At 43.3% G+C, this 18,549-nt stretch carries 16 protein-coding genes and 1 pseudogene; 14 read left to right on the top strand and 3 right to left on the bottom strand.

Annotated features, from left to right (window positions below; translation table 11 throughout):
• Nucleotides 1–101: 101 nt before the first annotated feature.
• Both LOR49_RS12195 and LOR49_RS12190 read left to right on the top strand, forming a co-directional pair.
• Complete coding sequence (locus LOR49_RS12195; protein WP_240377012.1) at nt 102–1,505, top strand: amidase; 1,404 nt, start codon at nt 102–104, stop codon at nt 1,503–1,505.
• 52 nt (nt 1,506–1,557) lie between these two features.
• Complete coding sequence (locus LOR49_RS12190) at nt 1,558–2,904, top strand: short-chain fatty acid transporter (RefSeq protein ID WP_240377011.1); 1,347 nt, start codon at nt 1,558–1,560, stop codon at nt 2,902–2,904.
• Nucleotides 2,905–3,023: 119 nt separating this feature from the next.
• On the opposite strand, the gene LOR49_RS12185 is transcribed toward LOR49_RS12190, so the two are convergent.
• From LOR49_RS12185 to LOR49_RS12175, 3 genes are read right to left on the bottom strand one after another with little or no spacing between them, the layout of a single operon-like run.
• Nucleotides 3,024–4,211, bottom strand: coding sequence for an acetyl-CoA C-acetyltransferase (locus LOR49_RS12185; protein ID WP_240377010.1), 1,188 nt, complete (start codon nt 4,209–4,211; stop codon nt 3,024–3,026).
• Entirely contained in the window at nt 4,212–4,871 is a 660-nt protein-coding gene (locus tag LOR49_RS12180) for a 3-oxoacid CoA-transferase subunit B (protein WP_240377009.1), read from the bottom strand.
• An 18-nt stretch (nt 4,872–4,889) separates the two neighbouring features.
• A complete protein-coding gene (locus LOR49_RS12175) occupies nt 4,890–5,585 on the bottom strand; it encodes a CoA transferase subunit A (protein WP_240377008.1) in 696 nt (231 codons plus the stop codon).
• A gap of 123 nt (nt 5,586–5,708) precedes the next feature.
• Here LOR49_RS12175 and LOR49_RS12170 point away from each other — a divergent pair, with 123 nt between their 5' ends.
• From LOR49_RS12170 to LOR49_RS12120, 12 genes and pseudogenes are all read left to right on the top strand, one after another.
• Nucleotides 5,709–6,587 carry a LysR family transcriptional regulator gene (locus tag LOR49_RS12170; protein WP_240377007.1) on the top strand — a complete coding sequence of 293 codons (879 nt, stop codon included), beginning with the start codon at nt 5,709–5,711 and terminating at the stop codon, nt 6,585–6,587.
• Between the two features lie 304 nt (nt 6,588–6,891).
• Nucleotides 6,892–6,948, top strand: a pseudogene (locus LOR49_RS17740) (hemoblobin-interacting domain-containing protein); the annotation flags it as partial.
• A 57-nt stretch (nt 6,949–7,005) separates the two neighbouring features.
• The gene (locus LOR49_RS12165; RefSeq protein ID WP_240377006.1) at nt 7,006–7,281 is read left to right on the top strand and encodes a fibronectin type III domain-containing protein; all 276 of its coding nucleotides are present in this window, start codon (nt 7,006–7,008) and stop codon (nt 7,279–7,281) included.
• Nucleotides 7,282–7,429: 148 nt separating this feature from the next.
• Complete coding sequence (locus LOR49_RS12160) at nt 7,430–8,224, top strand: alpha/beta fold hydrolase (RefSeq protein ID WP_240377005.1); 795 nt, start codon at nt 7,430–7,432, stop codon at nt 8,222–8,224.
• A 13-nt stretch (nt 8,225–8,237) separates the two neighbouring features.
• Nucleotides 8,238–8,999 carry an IclR family transcriptional regulator gene (locus LOR49_RS12155; protein ID WP_240377004.1) on the top strand — a complete coding sequence of 254 codons (762 nt, stop codon included), beginning with the start codon at nt 8,238–8,240 and terminating at the stop codon, nt 8,997–8,999.
• A 183-nt stretch (nt 9,000–9,182) separates the two neighbouring features.
• On the top strand, nt 9,183–9,719 hold the full coding sequence (locus LOR49_RS12150) for a cupin domain-containing protein (RefSeq protein ID WP_240377003.1): 537 nt from the start codon (nt 9,183–9,185) through the stop codon (nt 9,717–9,719).
• A 96-nt stretch (nt 9,720–9,815) separates the two neighbouring features.
• Nucleotides 9,816–10,607, top strand: a complete 792-nt coding sequence (nadX, locus tag LOR49_RS12145; RefSeq protein WP_240377002.1) for an aspartate dehydrogenase — start codon at nt 9,816–9,818, stop codon at nt 10,605–10,607.
• A 21-nt stretch (nt 10,608–10,628) separates the two neighbouring features.
• Nucleotides 10,629–11,726, top strand: coding sequence for an ABC transporter substrate-binding protein (locus LOR49_RS12140; RefSeq protein ID WP_240377001.1), 1,098 nt, complete (start codon nt 10,629–10,631; stop codon nt 11,724–11,726).
• A gap of 38 nt (nt 11,727–11,764) precedes the next feature.
• Entirely contained in the window at nt 11,765–12,553 is a 789-nt protein-coding gene (locus tag LOR49_RS12135) for an ABC transporter ATP-binding protein (RefSeq protein WP_240377000.1), read from the top strand.
• An 11-nt stretch (nt 12,554–12,564) separates the two neighbouring features.
• Complete coding sequence (locus LOR49_RS12130) at nt 12,565–13,395, top strand: ABC transporter permease (protein WP_240376999.1); 831 nt, start codon at nt 12,565–12,567, stop codon at nt 13,393–13,395.
• A gap of 718 nt (nt 13,396–14,113) precedes the next feature.
• Entirely contained in the window at nt 14,114–16,252 is a 2,139-nt protein-coding gene (locus tag LOR49_RS12125; protein ID WP_275899647.1) for a hydantoinase/oxoprolinase family protein, read from the top strand.
• 17 nt (nt 16,253–16,269) lie between these two features.
• Nucleotides 16,270–18,546, top strand: a complete 2,277-nt coding sequence (locus tag LOR49_RS12120; protein WP_240376998.1) for a hydantoinase B/oxoprolinase family protein — start codon at nt 16,270–16,272, stop codon at nt 18,544–18,546.
• Nucleotides 18,547–18,549 lie beyond the last annotated feature (3 nt).

Below are 18,549 nucleotides of genomic sequence, written 5' to 3'. Positions count from 1 at the left end.
ATTTATTAAAAAACTATTGCAATATATTACTTTATCAGATAAAGTTGTATTAATTCTATTTTTTTGAAAGTTGTCACTTAAACAACGAGGAGGAACAGACATTGACTATTTGTTTTCAGTCGGCTCAAGAACTCGCTTCTGCGATTAAGGGTGGTGAATTATCGGCGGTTGAGGTAATGGAAGCTTTCCTTACTCAAATCGAGCAGGTAAACCCAAAAGTAAATGCAATTGTGTCTTTGCAGGCAGAAGAAGCCTTAGCTCAGGCAGAAGAAGCAGACAAGCATCTTGCGGAAGGTAAATCAATAGGACCCTTTCATGGTCTGCCTATTGCCATAAAAGATACTCATAATGCAAAAGGATTCCCAGCCACAAGCGGTTCTCTCGCTTTAAAAGATAATGTGGCGCAACAGGATGATTTGATTGTTGAAAGGTTAAAGGAAGCGGGAGCCATTGTTATTGGGAAAACAAACGTGCCGGAGTTTGCGGCAGGTGCTCATACTTTCAATGAAGTATACGGTGTTACCCGTAACCCATATGACCTTAGCCGCACAGCAGGAGGGAGCAGTGGCGGTGCAGCAGCTGCTGTAGCAGCAGGTATGCTTCCATTTGCAGATGGAAGTGATATGGGCGGATCGCTTCGTTTCCCAGCGGCATTTAACAATGTGGTTGGATTAAGACCTTCGCCAGGCCGGGTTCCTACATACCCGAAGCCCGCCATTTATTCTTCCCTCGGCGTTCAAGGGCCGATCGCCCGAAACACAAAGGACATTTCTTTTATGATGTCAGTACTAGCCGGTCCGGATGAAAAGTCTCCGCTTTCCATCGAAGAGCCCGGTTCGCTTTTTCTTGAACCCTTTGATGAAGATATCTCTGGTCTGCGTATCGCGTGGTCGGCAGATTTCGGCGGAATCCTTCCTGTAGATCCGGAAGTGAAGGAAGTGTTTGAAAAACAAGTAAAGATATTTGATGATCTGGGTTGCGAGTTAGTAGAAGATTGCCCTCCATTAGAAGAAGCAGAGGAAGTTTTTCAAGTTCTTCGGGCCTGGGAATTTGAAATGTCTTATCGAGAAATATTTAACCGCTTTCAAACTCTTTTAAAACCTAGTTTTGTTTGGAATTTTAGAAAGGGCGAGGAGCTGAGAGGCGTAGATATTGGGAGAGCAGAAATGTTGCGTCAACGTCTGTACCATCGCATGCGGCTCTTCTTCGAGAAGTACGATGCCTTGCTTTTACCAGTTAGTCAGGTTGCTCCATTTGATGCTGACTTGGAGTATCCAGAAAGCATCGACGGTGTACCTATGGAAACGTACTTGGATTGGATGCGCTCTTGTTATTACATTTCGGCTGTCGGAAACCCTGCTTTGTCTGTTCCGGGAGGCTTCACAGCGGAGGGGTTACCACTCGGGCTCCAAATTGTCGGGCCGCACCGTGCTGATTTTGAAGTGCTTCGTATTGGACATGCTTTTGAGCAAGCTGCACCGTACGGAAAAAGGCATCCAGAATAGAAAGGGAAGGGATGCCGTTAACAATTACTTACTAAAGGAGGTCGAGTGAAAAATGTTAAAAGCCCTTACTGTTTTTATCGACCGCTGCGTACGCAGGTACTTGCCAGACGCTTATTTATTTGCAGTCCTGTTAACATTAATTGTCTTTGTTCTAGGGTTTGGCATAACAGAAAGCTCCCCGATGGACATGGTGGAGTATTGGGGAAATGGCTTTTGGGATTTACTAGCATTTGCCATGCAGATGTCCCTTATTGTTGTTACGGGTTATATACTAGCTAACACTCCGATTGTAAAATCTTTCTTATCCAAATTGGCCCAGCTCGCTCACACTCCTGGACAAGCCATCCTTCTCGTAACATTTGTAGCGGGAGTGGCCTGTTTAATAAATTACGGATTTGGACTCGTGATCGGTGCCTTGTTTGCCCGCCATGTTATACAGAGGGTTCCGAATGTCGATTACCGGTTGCTTGTTGCCAGTGCCTACAGCGGATACTTGCTTTGGCACGGAGGGTTTTCTGGTTCAATTCCTTTAACAATCGCAACTCCTGACCACTTTGCAGAAGACCTTGTGGGCATTATACCTATTACGGAAACGTTATTTTCTACTGCCAACATTTTTATTGTACTTGTACTACTCGTCACATTGCCGATTTTAAACCGTTTATTATTAAGCGCTACGAATGACCCGGGGATCCTGTCAAGAGAACAAATGGCAGCTGCTTCTGAGCCCGCTTCAAATAAGGAGCCGGAAGAAGATACTCCTGCTGATGAGGACCTTACGCCTGCCGCTCGATTGGAAAACAGCCGCATCCTCTCCTATTTAGTTGGAGCAATGGGTCTTGTTTTTATTGTGATTCATTTCGTACAAAACGGTTTTGACTTAAACATTAATATTGTGAACTTTATATTTTTATTTCTTGGTATTTTGCTGCATCAAACGCCTCGTCGTTTTCTCAATTGTGTTTCCGACGCGGTCAAGAATGCCGGCGGGATCATTATCCAATTTCCATTTTACGCAGGTATTATGGGGATGATGGTCGCCTCAGGGCTGTCGGAGAAAATGTCGTTATGGTTTGTTAGCATTTCAAATGAATTTACTTTTCCACTGTTTGCTTTCCTAAGTGCAGGGGTTGTAAACTTTTTCGTTCCCTCTGGAGGGGGACAATGGGCAGTTCAAGGCCCTATTATGATCCCCGCTTCGATCGAATTAGGGGTTGATACGGCAAAAACGGCAATGGCAGTTGCTTGGGGAGACTCCTGGACAAACATGATCCAGCCTTTTTGGACGTTACCCCTTCTTGCGATCGCCGGTCTTAAAGTAAGAGATATTATTGGTTTTTGTGTTATTACACTGATCTACAGCATTATCCCCATTTCAATAGGCCTTCTCTTCCTTTAATGCACGCAAAAACGAAAAATGCCAACCCAGGGGTTCTTGGGTTGGCATGTAATGAGTGAAGTGTATCTGACGGCTTATCTTGTAAAAATTTTTCTTTGCGATTTCTGGAGAGCACCATGCTAGAGCTGCTCTACCACGGTTGCGACACCTTGCCCGCCGCCAATACAGAGAGTGGCAAGACCGGTGGCGCTGCCGCGTCGTTTCATTTCATATAAGAGAGTCACGAGGACACGAGCTCCGCTTGCACCAATGGGATGGCCAAGCGCGATAGCTCCTCCGTTAACATTCAAGCGTTCCGGATCAATGTTCAATTCCCGCTGGACGGCAATAGATTGAGCAGCAAATGCTTCGTTTGCCTCTACTAAATCAAGGTCACTTATTGACATTTCTGCTCTCTCTAGTGCGCGTTTGGTTGCCGTGACGGGGCCGAGGCCCATGACACTTGGGTTAATGGCAGCACTTGCGTTGGACCGGATACGACAAAGCGGGGTGATGCCGAGTTCCTGCGCGCGTCTTTCGCTCATGACAACAAGAGCAGCTGCTCCGTCGTTAATCCCGGAGGAGTTCCCTGCCGTCACACTTCCGTCTTTTTGGAAAGCCGGCCGCAGTTTCCCAAGTTTTTCTGTCGATGTTCCTGGGCGAATGCCTTCGTCGTGTTCTACGACGAGCGGATCGCCTTTCCGCTGTGGCACGGGAACGGGAACTATTTCTTCTGCAAACACGCCATTTTCCTGGGCATATGTGGCTTTTTCCTGACTCCGGGCTGCAAAGTTGTCTTGTTCTTCTCGTGTAATGCCGAATCGTTCGTTGATATTTTCGGCTGTGATTCCCATGTGGTACCCTTCCATTGCACAGGTGAGACCATCCGCAATCATGCTGTCGACGAGCTTCTGATCTCCCATTCCAAATCCGTCGCGTGCACCTTTTACCAAATAGGGGGCCTGGCTCATGTTTTCCATCCCGCCGGCCACGACAATGTCCGCGTCTCCTGTCTGGATGGCTTGGGAAGCGAGGTGGACGGCCTTTAAGCCGGACCCGCACACTTTATTAATTGTCATAGCCGGGACGGTTTCAGGAAGGCCAGCTTGCAGTGCTGCATTCCGGGCTGGGTTCTGCCCAATCCCGGCCTGCAGGACATTGCCCATGATTACTTCATCGACTTGGTCGTTTTTTACACCGGCACGCTCAAGAGCCGATTGGATAACGACGGCACCAAGATCCACTGCGGAGACGTTTTTAAACGCACCACGAAAGGTAGCAATAGGGGTGCGAACAGCACTTGCGATGACGATATTTTCCCCGCTCACTTAGGCTTCCTCCTTCAGATAGACAGCCTTATCTACTTGAAAAGATGCTTCCGTATGAGCTCGCACAGACTCAAGATCAGCGCCTGGTAAAATCTCTTTTAACACCATGCCCTTATCAGTGAAATCAAACACGGCCATATCCGTAATTAAACGGTCGACAACATTACTTCCCGTTAGGGGCAGCTCACAACGGGATTTGACTTTTGATTGTCCTTGTTTATTCACATGGTTCATGATGATGACTACTTTCTTGGCCCCTTGGACAATGTCCATCGCACCGCCCATGCCTTTCACCATTTTCCCGGGGATCATCCAGTTCGCCAAATCACCCGTCTCCGAAACTTCCATGCCACCGAGGATTGCCAGATCAATATGACCGCCGCGGATCATCCCGAACGACTCGGCATTATCAAAGCAAGAGGCGCCTTTTTTGGCGGTAACTGTTTCCTTACCGGCATTGATCAAATCGGCATCTTCTTCCCCAGCAAGAGGATAGTGTCCAATGCCGAGTAAACCATTTTCCGAGTGTAAAAAAACACTTTTTGTAGCGGGGATGCGATCTGCAATCAACGTTGGCATGCCGATTCCTAGATTCACGTTCATTCCATCTTCTACTTCTTGAACAGCACGGGAAATAATATTCTCACGAGCATTACTCATTCTCACTCACCATCCTTTTTAAGCTTGACGTACGGTTAATTTTTCAATTCTTTTTTCAAAAGCTTCCCCTTTTATAATATTCTGAACGTAGATGCCAGGAGTATGGACATAGTTTGGATCGATATCGCCTGGCTCCACCAACTCTTCCACTTCTGCGATTGTGTGCTGGCCGGCTGCTGCCGCGATCGGGTTAAAGTTACGGGCAGTATAGCGATATACCAAGTTCCCAAAAGTGTCGCCTTTCCATGCCTTTACTAGGGCAACATCTCCGGTAATGGCTTCCTCAAGCAGGCACATTTTTCCGTTGAATTCCTTGTGTTCTTTCCCCTCAGCAATCGGTGTTCCTACTCCGGTGGGTGTGTAAAATCCACGGATACCTGCACCCCCAGCCCGGATTCTCTCTGCGAGTGTGCCCTGCGGTACAAGCTCTACTTCCAGTTCTCCGCTTAAATATTGCGCTTCAAACGTTTTGTTTTCTCCTACGTAAGAGGCAATCATTTTTTTGATTTGCTTGTTTTGAAGCAGCAGACCAAGACCCCAATCGTCCACACCACAGTTATTACTCACCACCGTCAGATTTTTCGTACCTTGTTCTGCCAGTGCTTTTATTGTGTTTTCGGGAATGCCGCTCAGGCCGAATCCACCAACAATGACCGTGTCCCCGTCTTTAATGGAGCGGACACTTTCTTCAAAAGACGTCGTCACTTTTGACATAACATAACCTCCTCGTTTCATTAATTCCGTGCTTACTACTAGTTTACTAATAGCGCTTACATTAGTAAAATAGATAAATAACATATATTTATTCAAAAAAGGAATAAAGGTGACGACATGGAATTGAAACAACTACGTTTCTTTTTAGAAGTGAACAAGGAACAGAGTTTTTCCAAAGCAAGTCATGCCTTACATGTCTCGCAGCCAACGTTAAGCAAAGTGATCTCCCAGCTGGAAGAAGAACTGGGAATGAAGCTGTTCGATCGTTCTACCCGGCACTTGCGTATAACCGAAGAAGGAAAAACGATGCTGAAACACGCCCAGCAAGTCATACGAGCCGCGGACGACATGGAACGAGTCGCTGATGAGATAAGAACACATAAAAAAGGGAGCTTTCGTTTTGGCCTTCCTCCTGTTATAGGATCCACCTTGTTCCCTGATGTGATAGCAGCGTTTCAAGCTCGTTATCCTGATACGGAGATGATTATTAAAGAGGAAGGGGCCAAAATTATGGAGGAAGCACTCCTCGAAGGCAGCATTGATGTCGGCATCGCCATTATGCCAGTGGAAACTGACCTATTTGAGGTCCATCCCATTGTCCGCAAGCGTCTGTTGCTGATTGTCTCCTCCGCTCATCGACTGGCGAATAAAAAGCGCATACGGATGGAAGAGCTGCGAAACGAGCCCTTTCTTATGTTCCAGCGAGGTTTTTCCGTTTATAACCGGGTGAGGGAAGGGTGTATTCGTTCGGGATTTGAACCACACATTATTCATGAAAGCACCCAATGGGATTTTCTTATGGAGATGGCCAAAAAAAACCTTGGGGTTACCTTCGTCCCCGAGACACTTTGTCAAAAGGCAGACTTGGCGGGAGTTGCTGTCCTGGAAGTAACGAATCCGATACTCTCCTGGGATCTCGCTATTATTTGGCGAAAAAACAGCTACCCGTCTCACGCTGCAAAGGAATGGATACGATTTGTCCTGCAGTACTTTCAACCGTAAACACTCGATTATAACCAGAGAATGAGCGCTGGAATCGAGAGTTAGTGGGCACTACGGCGCTGTTATTTTTCACAAAACATCTTTTCGCAGCTTCATAGGTGCTCTATGATGCTGTCATTTTATCCCATGCTCCATTTCACAACGTCATATACGGCCAATGGAGTCGTTATTTTCTGAAATACTACTTTTCGCGGCTTCAAAGGCTCGGAGGAAATGGTATTAGTGGATTAGCAGGATTATGTAATAGAAAGCACATCGGTGAAAGCAAGAGTGGATGTAGAGGAAAGACTTTACCCCTGAATTATTTCCAGATGAAGGCTCGTATACGATTACGATAAAGGCTGCCGGTTATGAGGATGTAACATTAACGGTAGAAGGTCCGATAAACGGACTGGAGCCAGGGACAGAGATAGTAGAAGTGAGTGCGATATCGACAAGCAATTCGATTACGCTTACCTGGGGTAACATTGCGGGACATACTGATATTAGAGTTCAGTACGATGATAAAGAAGAATATCCCGAGGGAGGGGCTTCCGAGTATACCATCACGGACTTGAAACCGAATACAGCATATACCATTCGAGTTGAATTTAGAATGAGGGGAGATGACTTCCCGCGGGTGGTAGGAACGCCTACCATTGCCACTGAATCAGCTGTTGAGCCGGAGATCAGACCACAAGTACTGGAGTATTAAAAAAGGATAGGGACCGGTACACACGTAAATAAAACCAAAAAAACACACTGTCATCAAATGAAATAAATTGGTTGACACTTCCTACTTGTAGAAATATACTTTTATTAAGTTTTGCATATAAAACTATGTTGCGGAAAGGAGGGGGAATATGCCATATGTTCAATTAGAGTTTGGTAAGATTCATTACCGAATGAAAGGCAATGGTCCTGTTTTATTTATTCTACACGGATTGGGAAATAATGCGCAATCTTGGGATAATCAATTAGAAGAACTGTCTAAATCATTTCGCGTTATAGCGTGGGATGCTCCAGGATACGGGAAAAGTTCAGATCCTCACCCTGATTTTGAGACTTTCCAGGAGTTTTCAGATGTATTAAATAAGGTTCTTGAAAAATTAAAAATTAAATCCGTTTTTCTACTGGGACATTCAATGGGGGCAGCCATTGCGATTGATTTTGCATATCGTTTTGCAGAAAAAGTTGATAAATTAGTTCTTTCTGATCCTCCAAGGGGAGCTGCTGTTGTAACGGAGTCAAAAAATAAAGCAAAGTTAAATAACCGGATATATGCTATTGATGTAGAAGGTCCGGAAGCTTTGGCTAAAAAGAGAACAAGAAATTTGTTTTCTTCTTATGCAAGTGAAGAGTTGATAGAAAGAGCTGAACAAATTATGTCACAAGTAAGGGGGCCTGGTTACCGTTCTGTGTCTTACTCGCTTTACAACTTAGACCAAACAATGATTTTTAATAAAATTTCGGCACCTACACTTGTAATATGCGGAGAATTAGATAATATTACACCACCTGAGGATTCAAAATTTATTCATGATCGGCTTCAGGATTCTACTCTTCAGCTGATCCCGAGAACAGGTCACTTGTGCTATATGGAAGATCCCGACTCATTTAACGGAATAGTTGAAGACTTCCTCATAGAAAAGAAGTAAGGGTGGTATTTACATGTCTAAAGAAGATAAATATATAGCAAATTCTTTAAAAAGAGGACTACAAGTTATAAAGTTATTTGATGAAAATCATGAAACATTATCTTTAGTTGAAATCTCAAAAATGCTTAATGTAAGTCGTACGATTCCCTATCGATTAATGTTCACTCTCCAGGACATGGGGTACGTAAAGCAGGATCCTTTGACCAAAAGATATCAGTTGACACCGAAGGTCATGGAGTTAGGGTTTAGTTATTTAAGCAGCTTGCGCTTCCCGCAATTATTTCAGCCTTATCTAGAGAAAGCAAAGGATGATATTAAGGCTTCTTGTTATTTATCAATATTGGATGGTACAGAAGTGGTTTATGTAGGTGTTGCCTCTATACCAGGTTTAACTTCTATTAATGTGAATCCTGGGTTGAGATTACCTGCTCATGCTACGGCTAATGGAAAGTTGCTAATAGCTTTTCAAAGTGATCAGTATATAAATGATTTATTTAAAAACGGAAACCTGTTAGAGCAGTTTACAGACACTACATACACAGCCAAAGAAAAATTCATGGAGGAATTGGAACAAATCAGAGAAAAAGGATATGCTATATCGAAAAAGGAGTTCCGTGCCTCTGTTTCTTCCGTTGCTGTACCAGTATATAGAAATAATGAAGTTTTTGCTGCGATTAACGTGGCTATTCCAGCCAATGCTTTCGATTCAGATTTTTTAGAGAGGGAAGCGTTGCCCACGATTTTGGCGACAAGCAAGGAATTATCTATTTTTTAATATTATTTACTTGAAGATACTTATCCTCATACAAAGAGGGTAAGTTTTTTTATTGTTTTTCTTTCTTTAAAATTTTCTTGAAATTGCATTGACAGAATTACTCTACATAAGATATCATTTTCATTAACAAAACAATGTATTGTATATAAAACATTGTCTGTAATAAATCTAGGAGGGATTTGAATGTCTGTTGAAAAATTATCCGTAGAAGAATTTGAAAAAAAGTATGTTGCGCGTCTTGGTGACCGTACGTTAGATTGGAATGTATTAAAGTTTCAGGAGGATATTGATCCTCGTTACAAACGTGCGCAAATGCGCTATATTGGACGTGGTGCTACCGCTAATAATGACGCAAATGTTATTGAAGCACAGCATTTCACATTGAGCACGATGGTTTTGCCAGCTGGATGTATCGGCCCTTTACATCTTCACGATGACGTAGAAGAAGTTTTCTTTATTTTAAAAGGGTCCGTTAAAGCAATGATCCAGTATCCGGAGGATGAAGCGGTCCAAGAGATTAGATTGAATGAACGAGATGTCATATCGAGTCCTCCAGGGGTTTACAGAGGCATTCATAATGATTCCGATGAAGAGGCTCTGATGCTTGTGATGCTGGGAGCTGTTAAACCAAATTTGCCTACGTATCCGGAAGGCTCTGAGCTGGAAAAAGTTCGTTTAGAGCGTGCTAAGGAACGAGAAGCCATTATAAACGACAAGTAAAGTAGTGAGCAGCCTTGCTGTAGTTATCAAATAAAACTATGGCAAGGTAGTAGTTCTAGATAGATAAATAAAATACAAAAATAAAGGTAATGAGATATGAATATAGGATTAATTGGAACTGGTAATATGGCTCAATTCTTATTAGAGGCCATTCACGGAGAAAACGATAGAAACGCTGACTTTCATGTTGTATCGCTATATGGAAGAAATGAGAAGTCTGGTGCAGAACTTGCAGCAAGCTATCATACTGACTTTTACGGAAATATAGATGACTTTCTCAGTTCTCCAATTGATGTTGTGATAGAAGTTGCAACCGTACAAGCGGCAAAAGCGTTTTCTGAAAAGGTTCTTGATCGGGGAAAGGATCTGTTTTTAAGCAGTGTGGGCGTGATGAGTGATCTTGCCTTTTATGAACGTGTTCAATCCATTGCTACTCAGAATGAAGCAAATATTTATTTGCCATCTGGGGCAATTGGTGGGATCGATATGATTAAATCATCTAACTCTCTTGGTGGATTGAAAGCGGTTTCTATCACGACAATAAAAAGCCCAAAGTCTCTCGGACTAGATGAAAGCATGGAAAAAGAAATGATTGTTTTTGAGGGAAAAGCAAAAGAAGCGATTGACACTTTTCCAAAGAATGTAAATGTATCCATTATTTTATCATTAACAGGAATTGGTGCAGATCTTACTAACGTTACTATCGTGGCTGATCCAAACGTAAAAAGAAACACTCACACGATTGAAGCGACAGGGACGTTTGGGAAATTTCATTTAACAATTGAAAATGAGCCAATGCCTACTAACCCAAAAACAAGTTATTTAGCAGCCTTAAGTATTTTATCCTTACTACAGAATAAAGACCAAGCTGTAAAGCTGGGTAATTGATTAAGAAGGGCGGAGTATACCGTGAAAAAAAACTTATATTTTATTTTCTTGGCATTTTTATTGTTTGTTTTAGCCGCTTGTGGTTCTTCGGGCGGTTCCAATTCAGAGAGTGAAGCAAGCGGATCGGACAACCAAGATTCGGGAGATGGACTGAGTGAATCAGAGGAGCTGACCGATATAACTTTTGCAGAGCCGGCTCGTATCCTCTCTTTCGCTCCGTTGTACGTTGCAATCGAGAGTGGTTTTTTTGAAGAAGAAGGAATTAATGCACAAATTTCTTCTGGTGGTGGCGGCTCTCAAGTAACAGCTACACTTTTATCAGGAGATTCTCAATTTGCTATTAATGCGCCGCGTGCTATGCTGTCTGCTATTGACAGCGGAGCAGATTTAACCGCTATCCAGTCCTTAAACTCCGCTTTAACTTATGAGGTAGCACTTTCCGACTCTTACATGAAAGAGAAGGATATTACATTTGATTCTTCAATTGAAGAAAGAGTAGCGGCCCTGTCAGGGGCGACAATAGGATCCAACCAGATTGGTGATTCCGGTGACGTATACTTGCGTTACTTATTACAAGAATTTGGTGAAGACCCTTCCACTCTTGAGACTGTTAAGCTGACAGGCAATGGAACAAAAGTTGGCGGTATGCAGGAAGGTATTGTTGATGGGGGTATTGCTTCTCCACCATTCTCAGCGTTAGCTGAAGCTGAAGAAGGGGGACAGCTCGCTATTCGCTTGAGTGAGGTCGCCATGTATTCCGAATTAATTTGGGAAACAGTTTTCACGAAGAGTGAATACTTAGAAAAGAACCCTGATATTGCGGTTAGTGTCGTGCGGGCTTTAGGAAAAGGAATTGAATTTACAAAAAATAACCCTGGAGAAGCGGCAGCTTCAATTGTTTCCTATTTTGAAGGAGTAGAGGAGGAGATGATTAAATCATCTCTGGAAGGATTGTCTCCTGTTTATGTTGGACACGGAGAAATGACTCAAGCCGCTTGGGATAATGCTCAAGATCCTCTGGTAGAGTTCAGTGACATGTCTGGTGTTACAAACAAACACGACACAACAGAAGACGGGTTATGGACAAACAACTATATTGAAGAGGCATTTTCTGAATAAATTTTTAATGTGGGGTTGATGAAATGGGAGAAACCGTAATGACTCAACAAAAACTCACGAGCCAATTTTTGGATGTCACCTATGTCAATAATAAAACAGGCGATGAAATTGTCGCCCTTAAAAACATCAATTTATCGATTGAAGACGGAGAATTCATCTGTATTGTCGGACCATCTGGATGTGGTAAAACAACTTTCCTGAACACAGTGATGGGCTTCATTAAGCCTAGTAACGGTACGATTTTATTAGATGATACTAAAATTGAAGGCCCTGGACGTGACCGGTCCATGGTCTTCCAATCCCCTAATTTACTCCCGTGGCGTAGCGTCTTGGATAATGTCATGTATGGAATTGAGCTTCAGAAAAGAGTATCTAAAGAAACAAAAGCCTTAGCATTGCAGTATATCGAATTAGTTGGTCTGAAAGGTTTTGAGAAGTCTTACCCTCATGAGCTGTCTGGGGGGATGCAGCAACGAGTTAATTTAGCAAGAGCATTAAGCGTCGAACCTTCTTTGTTATTATTAGATGAACCTTTCTCAGCTTTAGACGCACAAACCCGAGAGTTCATGCAAAAAGAGCTTTTGAGGATCTGGAGTCAAACCAGGAAAACTAGTATTTTTATCACACACCAAATAGACGAGGCTGTTTACCTGGCAGACCGGGTTTTCGTCTTTGGCGCTCGTCCTGGTCATTTAGTGGAAGATATAAAAATTGAGTTAGAACGCCCTCGTGAACTGAAAGTAAAAAGGGATGCCCGCTTCACGGAATATGTAGATAGAATATGGGACCTTATTGAAAAAGAGTCTTCCAAACAAGGTTTTAGTTAGGGGGTTTAATATTGAGTAAAGAAGAAGCGATTCCAATGAAAAATGAAACTTCTGAACAAAAAAAAGTCAACCGACCTAAAAAAATTTCAAAGTCACAAAAAAATTTTATGATTAGTGTAGTATCGGTTTTAGCTTTCCTAATATTTTGGGAAATTATTTCTTATCTTCAAATAATCAATCCATTATTTATTAGTTCGCCGATCGGTATTATTCAGGCGGCCGGCATATTATTTACCGACGTTTCCTTCTGGACTAATATACGCGTGAGTGCTTATGAATTTGCAGTCGGATTCCTCCTCGCTATCATTATCGGTATTCCGATGGGGATTTTCGCCGGATGGAACCACACATTTAACTCTATTATTAATCCTTTCGTTTCTGCACTCTATGTAACTCCAAAAGTAGCGTTATTGCCGATCATTATCATTGCGTTTGGTATTGGTGTTGCGTCCAAAATAGTGATTGTATTCTTAATGGCGTTCTTCCCTATCGTGATGAGTGCTACAAAAGCAATGAGCACACTTGATCAGAATTTGATTAAGACGGCAAGAAGTTTTACAGCAACGGAGTTTCAAATATTTAAAACGATTGCGCTGCCATCTACAGTTCCGTTCTTATTAAATGGTATCCGTCTTGGGTTAGGTCAGGGATTAATTGCAATTGTTGTCGGTGAAATGTATGCTTCAACAGCTGGGATCGGATATCAATTAACCAACGCTGGACAAAACTTAAAAACCGCTGAAATGTTTGTGGGGGTAATAGTGATTGCCGGCACAGGTGTTGTCCTAACGGGATTGGTCGGGTTAATTGAAAAAAGATTCTCTTCTTGGAAACCTGAGTAAATAATAATAAAAGCCTGTTGGAGTCCTGTAGGGAGTTATTCTCTGCAGGGCTTTCTTTTGATATTCAATATTGCTATTGAGCAAAACTTCACTTTTTCTTCTGATCAGCCCCGTTTATTAAGCTCTTTTGTATTTCTTGACTTATCTACAGTTATCCGCTAAATCCATGTCTTTAAGCTTCATCGTTTTACCAAGGATCTGGAATCTATAACGCATCTTGAAAAACACTATACTCTTCTTCAAAATCTTTCACGGACGAGCCATCCTGGATAAAGTCATAGTTTCTACCCAGTATCAGGGATTCTCGTAAACTTTAAACTAGTTGGTTTTAATATGAATAGGCGAAGAGGGGAAGATCTCCTATCTCCCATTTGTGAACGTTTCCCGAGGCTGTATCAAAAAGTCATAAAAAATGACCTTTTGATACAGCTCTTTTTTCAATTCCACAAGATTTATCGGTAAGATTAACTTTAACTTATCCCCTTTCGTATAAATGGCTCTTCAGGTCCGCTTGCCGCGCGGGCAAGGATTCAGCCAACCGACGGAAAATCTCCGTTGGTAGATTCAGCTGCACTACACTTGTATCGCTACAGGTGTAGCAATACTATACATTTCATTAATTTAGTATTTGAAAAACTCTGAATAGAACACTTAATTAAAATTGGCACACAAATTGCATTTAAACAAAGTACATCCAAAAAAAGGAGGAGAAGGTAATTTGGCAAAATCACAGATTCTTGCAATTGATGCTGGCGGCACAATGACAGACACGTTCATTATCGATGAGAAGGGAGAATTTGTCGTTGGGAAAGCCCAAACGACACCAAAGGATGAACATATTGGCCTCATGAATTCTTCCAGAGATGCTTTGGAACAATGGGATACAACCGTAGACAAAGAGTTTCCTAACTTATTGGCTGGTGTGTATTCCGGTACTGCGATGCTAAATCGCCTTGTTTCCCGGGTCGGTTTGCGGGTTGGACTTGTCCTGAATAAAGGTACAGAAGATATGCACCGAATGGGACGGGGGCTCCAGTCTTTTCTTGGGTATTCCTACTCCGACCGCGTTCATATTAACACCCACCACTTTGATGAGCCACTCGTCCCTCGTAAATGGACAGTAGGAGTAACGGAACGAGTCGATATGTTTGGTAATGTGGTGATCCCTTTATATGAACATGAAGTGGAAGGCGCCATCCAAAAGTTAATTGATGAAGATGTAGAAGCGATCGTGATTAGTTTATTGCATTCTTACACATATCCTGATCATGAACGGAAAATTCGCGATATCGCGACACGTATGATCAACGAACAAAATAAAAATATCAAAATATTTGCTACGGCCGACTACTACCCGGTTCGGAAAGAATCTCACCGTACGAATACGACGATCGTCGAAGCATACGCTGCGGAACCATCTCGGGAAACGTTAGCAAACCTTGATAAAGCGCTGCGTGAAAGCGGAACTGATTTTAATTTGCGCATTATGGCAAGCCATGGTGGAACAATTAGTATTGAAGCAAATGAATTGGCCCGCACATGCGTATCTGGTCCCATCGGAGGCATGGTTGGCGCAAAATATTTAAGTGACAATTTAGGTATTAAAAATGTAGCCTGCTCCGATATCGGGGGCACTAGTTTTGATATCGGCCTCATTACCCAAGGGGATTTGGATATTGAATCAAGCCCGGATATGGCACGTCTTGTGTTGTCGCTACCACTCGTTTCCATGGACACTACCGGCGCGGGAACAGGCAGTTACGTCCGTATCGATCCAAACTACGGAAACTTAACGCTAGGTCCGGACAGTGCTGGCTCTCTCGTCGGCGTATGTAATCCAGACAGCGGCATTGAAACAGTAACGGTATCTGATTGTCACGTCGTGTTAGGGCTCATCAATCCGGACAACTTTATTGGCGGGACGATTAAACTGTCACGTGAAAAAGCGTATCAGGCGGTAAAAGAACAAGTGGCAGACCCGCTTGGACTGACAGTAGAAGATGCTGCCTTTGGTGTTACTGAACTACTAGAATCTCAATTGAAAAACTATTTGGAATCCATGATTTTAGGAAAAGGCTTCTCCCCTTCACAATATGCATGCTTCTCTTACGGTGGTGGTGGCCCTCTTCATACAGCAGGATACACAAAAGGGCTTGGATTTGAAGATATTCTCATCCCTGCTTGGGCTGCTGGTTTTTCCGCCTTTGGGTGCGGAGCTGCCGACTTTGAGTACCGTTATGACAAAACATTAGACCTTAACCTTGCTGAAAAAGCTACGGAACAAGAAATTTTAGCAGCTGGAAAAGAGCTGCAAGCGGCTTGGGATGAACTGAAAGGACACGTGGGCGATGAATTTAAGAAAAATGAATACACCGGAGATGATGTAAAATATCGCCTATTTTTCCGTATGCAATACCAAGGACAATTAAATGACTTAGAGATTGAGGCACCTATTAGTGCATTCAAAGGTGTGAGTGACTACAACACACTCGTAAAAGCGTTTGAAGACATGTATACGCGTGTCTACGCCAAATCTGCCTTATCTCCTGAGTTAGGTTACTCCATCACGGGAGCTATCGTTCGCGGTGTCGTTGACGTACCACTTCCTAAAATACCGCAAGAACCTTTATCTAGTCCCAAACCACCCGAGGTAGCATTCTTGGGGAAACGCTCTGTATATTGGGATGGGGAATGGATCCAAGCAGATATTTATGAAATGGAAAAATTGCTGCCTGGAAATAAAATCGGATCGTTATCGATCATTGAATCAACAGCCACGACCCTCGTTATTCCACCTGGGTTTGAGACGTACTTGGATGAGAACCGCATTTTCCATTTGAAAGAATTAAACAAATAAGATAGGAGGTTATCTTTTTGAAAACAATCGAAGAGGTTCAAAATAAGAAAGTACCGATTGGTTGGGATGGAAAAACGTTAAAGGAAATGAGAGCCGAGATTGATAGAGTAAGTAAAGAAACAGGATATTACGCCGGTCTTGAAGATTTAAAGTTTAAAGAATCGGATCCAATCCGGTTTGAAAAAATATTCTCTAAACTTCGCGGCGGGGTCGTTCATGCGAGAGAAACAGCGAAAAAAGTTGCGGCTTCTCCTATCGTTGAACAAGAAGGGGAACTATGTTTCAGCTTATATACACCAGAGGCCGATTCCATCGTTACGTCTACCGGTATTATCATCCACGTGGGAACCATGGGTGCCGCAATAAAGTTCATGATTGATAAGGATTATGAAGACAATCCTGGTATAAAAGACGGTGACATCTTCTGTAACAATGACAACCACGTCGGTAACGTGCATACGTGTGACGTTCATACCCTCGTTCCGATTTTCTGGGAAGGAGAGTTGCTCGGATGGGTTGGAGGAGTCACTCACGTCATCGATACGGGAGCTTCTGGACCGGGAAGCATGCCGATGGGACCCGTTCAACGATATGATGACGGCTACCAGATCACTTGCCGGAAAATTGGAGAAAATGACGAGTTGTCCAAAGACTGGTTGCTAGAGAGTACTCGTTCTGTACGTGGTTCCAAGTATTGGACATTGGACGAGAAGACTCGCGTCGCCGGTTGTCATATGATTCGTGACTTAGTTCTTGACGTCGTGAAAGAAGAAGGCGCAGATAATTATAAACAATTCATGCGCGAAATTATTGAAGATGGCCGCCGCGGCTTCGTCAACCAAGTAAAAACAATGACGATTCCTGGTACGTATCGTGCCGCTTCGTTTATCGATGTGCCATTTGAAGGACTTGACTTGCCTAAGTTTGCCCAACAAGACTCTATCATTCATACCCCATCCGAAATAAAGATTCATAAGGATGCCCATTTAGAAATTGATTTCGAGGGCGCCAGCCGCTGGGGATGGCACCCATTCAACGCCACACCTGTATCGATAACGAGCGGGATATGGGTTATGCTAGCTCAAACTCTCGTCCCAAATGATCGAATCAATGACGGGGCCTATTACGCGAGCAGCTTCGGTATCCCGTTAGGATCATGGTTTAGCCCAGATGATATTCGATCGGCCCACTCGAATACATGGCATGGTCTCGTGGCAGGATGGACACCGCTATGGCGTGGACTGAGCCGCGGATATTGGGGTCGAGGATTTTTAGAAGAAATCAATGCCGGCAACGCTCACACTTCCAACTGGCTGCAAGGCGGCGGGTATGACCATCACGGAGAGCTGTCTGCTTTAAACAGTTTTGAATCCGCAGCCTGCGGGGTAGGCGCAAGCGCTGTGAAAGATGGAATTAGCCACTCTGCTGCTTTATGGAATCCAGAAGGTGATATGGGCGACATGGAAATTTGGGAAGTTCTTGAACCTCTCATCTTCATGGGAAGAGAAATATTACCTGGTTCAGGAGGTTCGGGTAAATATCGCGGCGGGAATGGCTGGCAATCCTTACGTCTTGGCTGGGGTGCGAAAGAATGGACCATGTTGGTTGCAGGTTCAGGAGCCATGGCCACAGACTGCGGTTTAATGGGTGGTTACCCAGGAGCGGCCGGTTATCGATTCAGTGCCTACAATACCGACTTGAAAGAACGGATTGAAAAGAGATTACCTCTTCCACTCGGAGGGGATACCGATCCAGACGATCCAGGCTATGAGAAGAACTTAAAGGCAGAAACGATCAATCGTGACAGACAGGCCGTGACGACACAAGAAGAGTTCGGCGATTATGATCTCATGTTGAATTACCTACGTGGGGGTCCAGGGTTCGGCGATCCATTAGATAGAGATCCGAAAGAGGTAGAAAACGATTTAAATGAACAGTTTATTTTACCTCGTTTTGCTGAAAGCACGTTCGGTTGCGTGTACGAAGAGAAAGACGGTGAATTTGTAGTTGATCTTAAAGCAACCAAAGAAAAGCGGAAAGAAATGCGTCAACAACGCTTAGAAAAAAGTGTTCCAACGAAAGAATGGATGAAAGAAGAAAAAGAACGCATTTTGAACAAGGATGCTTCCAAGCAAGTCCAACTCATGTTTGCAGAGAGCTTCGCCTTAAGTAAAAAATTCACAGATGAATTTAAAGAATTTTGGGACATCGACGAAGACTGGATGGTTTATGAAGATGACTTAAACGTAACGAAACTGGGACGACACATTAATCGTTTTAAAGACGCCAAATAAAGG

This window comes from Bacillus piscicola, assembly GCF_022458745.1.
GTDB lineage: Bacteria > Bacillota > Bacilli > Bacillales > Marinococcaceae > Alteribacillus_A > Alteribacillus_A piscicola.
The sequence above is the reverse complement of the archived record's forward strand: the minus strand, read 5'-3'. Positions and strand labels throughout refer to the sequence as shown.

Excerpts from the sequence above, each read along its gene's own strand:
- LOR49_RS12190 (WP_240377011.1), top strand. The coding sequence starts at position 1,558 with ATGTTAAAAGCCCTTACTGTTTTTATCGACCGCTGCGTACGCAGGTAC.
- LOR49_RS12180 (WP_240377009.1), bottom strand. The coding sequence starts at position 4,871 with ATGAGTAATGCTCGTGAGAATATTATTTCCCGTGCTGTTCAAGAAGTA.
- LOR49_RS12175 (WP_240377008.1), bottom strand. The coding sequence starts at position 5,585 with ATGTCAAAAGTGACGACGTCTTTTGAAGAAAGTGTCCGCTCCATTAAA.
- LOR49_RS12160 (WP_240377005.1), top strand. The coding sequence starts at position 7,430 with ATGCCATATGTTCAATTAGAGTTTGGTAAGATTCATTACCGAATGAAA.
- LOR49_RS12155 (WP_240377004.1), top strand. The coding sequence starts at position 8,238 with ATGTCTAAAGAAGATAAATATATAGCAAATTCTTTAAAAAGAGGACTA.
- LOR49_RS12150 (WP_240377003.1), top strand. The coding sequence starts at position 9,183 with ATGTCTGTTGAAAAATTATCCGTAGAAGAATTTGAAAAAAAGTATGTT.
- nadX (WP_240377002.1), top strand. The coding sequence starts at position 9,816 with ATGAATATAGGATTAATTGGAACTGGTAATATGGCTCAATTCTTATTA.
- LOR49_RS12135 (WP_240377000.1), top strand. The coding sequence starts at position 11,765 with ATGACTCAACAAAAACTCACGAGCCAATTTTTGGATGTCACCTATGTC.